Origin of the sequence: Demequina sp. (genome assembly GCF_016278765.1) — a bacterium.
GTDB lineage: Bacteria > Actinomycetota > Actinomycetes > Actinomycetales > Demequinaceae > Demequina.
Genome location: NZ_JADQBE010000061.1, coordinates 1 through 3515, shown reverse-complemented (window position 1 = coordinate 3515; position 3515 = coordinate 1). Strand labels below are relative to the sequence as shown.

The window sequence follows — 3515 nt, the reverse complement described above, 5'->3', positions numbered from 1 at the left end:
TCACCACCGTCCCCCTCTCCGGCGCCCCGCCGCGGCCACCGAAGCCCCGGACCCTCCCCACGCCGCCGCCCCTAGCGAATAGGACTCCCATGACAACGACGTCAGACCGCTCCAGCAGCATTGCCGGCAGCTTCCTGGTCAACGCGGGCCGGTTCTTCACGCCGGGGAAGGTGTCCGACGACCTCCGCACGGTGACCCGGGAGGGCGGCAGGGACGCGGACGCGTTCTACCGCGACCGCTGGAGCCACGACAAGATTGTGCGCAGCACCCACGGCGTGAACTGCACCGGCTCGTGCTCGTGGAAGGTCTACGTCAAGGACGGCGTGATCACGTGGGAGACGCAGCAGACCGACTACCCCTCCGTGGGCGCCGACAGCCCGGAGTACGAGCCGCGCGGCTGCCCCCGCGGCGCCGCGTTCTCCTGGTACACCTACTCCCCCACACGCGTGCGCTACCCGTACATTCGCGGCGTGCTGCTCGAGGCGTATCGGGCCGCCAAACGAGAACACCCCGACCCCGTGGACGCGTGGAAGGCCGTCGTCACCAACCCCGAAACGCGCCGACGCTACCAACAGGCACGGGGCAAGGGCGGCCTCGTACGAGCCTCCTGGGCTGAGGCGAAGGAGATCGTGGCTGCAGCCCACGTGCACACCATCAAGGACCACGGGCCCGACCGCGTGTTCGGCTTCTCGCCCATCCCGGCGATGTCCATGGCGTCCCACGCCGCCGGCGGCCGCTTCATCAGCATGCTCGGCGGCTCGATGCTGAGCTTCTACGACTGGTACGCCGACCTCCCGGTCGCGTCGCCGCAGGTGTTTGGCGACCAGACAGACGTTCCGGAATCCGCCGACTGGTGGAACGCGTCGTACCTCATCATGTGGGGCGCCAACGTGCCCGTCACGCGCACCCCGGACGCCCACTTCATGGCGGAGGCGCGCTACCGCGGCCAGAAGGTCGTCACGGTCTCCCCCGACTATGCGGACAACACCAAGTTTGCCGACGAGTGGATGAGCCCTCACCCCGGCACCGACGGCGCGCTCGCCATGGCCATGGGCCACGTGGTGCTCAGGGAGTTCTTCATCGAGCGCCAGGTGCCCCGGTTCGTGGAGTACGTCAAGAAGTACAGCGACCTGCCCTTCCTGGTGAGCCTCAGGGAGAAGGACGGAGCGTGGGTGCCCGACAAGTTCGTCACCGCCGCGGACCTGGGAGATACCAGCGAGAACGCTCAGTTCAAGACAGTGCTCATCGACTCGGCCACGGGGGCGCCCCACGTCCCCAACGGCTCGCTCGGGCACCGCTTTGGCGACGAGGGCATCGGCAAGTGGAACCTTGACCTGGAAGGCGTCGAGCCTGCGCTGTCGCTCTTCGAGGCAAGCGACACCGAGGTCGCGGAGCTGCTGCTGCCTCGGTTCGACCTGGGCCAAGAGAACAACGAGGGTGGTGGCGTGCACCACCGCGGCGTGCCCGCAGGGCGGCTCAACACGGTGCACGGCGAACGCCTCGTGACCACCGTGTTCGACCTGATGCTCGCGCAATACGGAGTGGGTCGCGAGGGCCTGCCAGGCGAGTGGCCCACGGGCTACGACGACCCGACGCCCTACACGCCCGCGTGGCAAGAAGAGATTACGGGCGTGCCCGCCGCGATGGCTGAACGCATCGGCCGCGAATTCGCGCAAAACGCGGAGGACTCCGGCGGCCGCTCGATGATCATCCTGGGCGCCGGCACCAACCACTGGTTCCACTCGGACGAGACCTACCGCACGTTCCTTGCGCTCATCACCCTCACCGGCTGCCAAGGCGTCAACGGCGGCGGCTGGGCACACTACGTCGGCCAAGAGAAGTGTCGTCCCGTCACCGGCTGGGCGACCCTCGCGTTCGGGCTCGACTGGATGCGACCCCCGCGCCAGATGATCGGCACGGCGTTCTGGTACGTCAACACCGGCCAGTGGCGCTACGACAACATGGGGCCCGATGCGATCTCATCGCCCCTGGGCGAGGGACGGTTCAAGGGCCTCAAGTCGATCGACGCGATTGCCCAGTCGGCGCGGTCCGGCTGGATGCCGTCGTACCCCACGTTCAACCGCAGCAGCCTCGACCTGGGCGACGACGTCGTCGCATCGGGCAAGACCGCTGGCGAGTACATGAAGGACAAGCTGCTGTCAGGCGACGTCAACTTCGCGGTCGAGGACCCGGACGCGGAGCAGAACTGGCCCCGCGTGCTCACCGTGTGGCGCGCCAACCTCATCGGCTCCTCTTCCAAGGGCAACGAGTATTTCCTGCACCACCTGCTGGGTGCGGACAGCTCGATCCGCGCCGAGGAGGCTCCGGAGGACTCGCGGCCACGGGACGTGACGTGGCGTGAGGCCGCACAGGGAAAGCTCGACCTGCTGGTCAGCATGGACTACCGGATGACCTCGACGGGGCTGTACTCCGACGTGATCTTCCCCGCCGCGACTTGGTACGAGAAGCACGACCTGTCGAGCACCGACATGCACCCGTTCGTGCACGCCTTCACCCCTGCCATCAACCCGCCGTGGGAGACCAAGAGCGACTACGACACCTTCCAGGAACTCGCGCGCTCGGTCACCGACCTGTCGATCGGCCACCTGGGCAAGCGCACCGACCTGGTCGCCGTGCCCCTGCTCCACGACACCGCCGACGCCATGGCGCTGCCCAGCGGCATCGTCGGCGATTGGAAGACGGGTGAGGTCGACCTCATTCCGGGCAAGACGGCGCCCAAGTTTGTGCTGGTCGAGCGGGACTACTCGCAGTTCGCGGACAAGATGTCGGCGCTCGGCCCGCTCGTGGAGAAGCTCGGCACCAACACCAAGGGCGTGGCGGTGTTTCCCACGCAAGAGGTGGAACTGCTCGCGAGCGTCAACGGCGTCATCCCTAACGGCCCGGCGGCTGGAAGGCCCTCCCTGGTGACGTCGGTGCATGCGTGCGAGACGATCCTCGCGCTGTCAGGGACCACCAACGGGCGCGTGTCTGTCGAGGGCTTCAGGGACCTCGAAAAGCGCACGGGCCAGCGGCTGGCGGACCTCGCGGAGGATCACGAGGGAAAGCGAATCACCTTTGCCGACACCCAGGCGCGACCAGTGCCCGTCATCACGAGCCCCGAGTGGTCGGGCAGCGAGCACGGCGGGCGCCGCTACACGGCCTTCGCCATCAACGTGGAGCGGCTCAAGCCATGGCACACGCTCACGGGGCGTCAGCACTTCTTCCTTGACCACGACTGGATGACGGAACTGGGCGAGAACCTGCCCACGTATCGCCCTCCGCTGAACATGCATCGCATCTTCGGCGACCAGCGAACCGGCGTGGGGCGTGAGGTGACGGTGCGCTACCTCACCCCCCACTCGAAGTGGTCGATTCACTCGAACTACCAGGACAACCAGTACATGCTGTCGCTGTCGCGCGGCGGACCTGACATCTGGATGAGCGTGGAGGATGCCGAGTCGATCGGCGTCAAGGACAACGAGTGGATCGAGGCGTACAACCGCAACGGCGTGGTG

The 3515-nt window shown here is 67.3% G+C and carries 1 protein-coding gene; it reads left to right on the top strand.

Features of this window, described 5'->3' with window-relative positions; translation table 11 throughout:
- Nucleotides 1–89: 89 nt before the first annotated feature.
- On the top strand, nucleotides 90–3515 hold a 3426-nt coding region (locus tag QZZ29_RS10275), incomplete at its 3' end, for a nitrate reductase subunit alpha (RefSeq protein WP_291383018.1).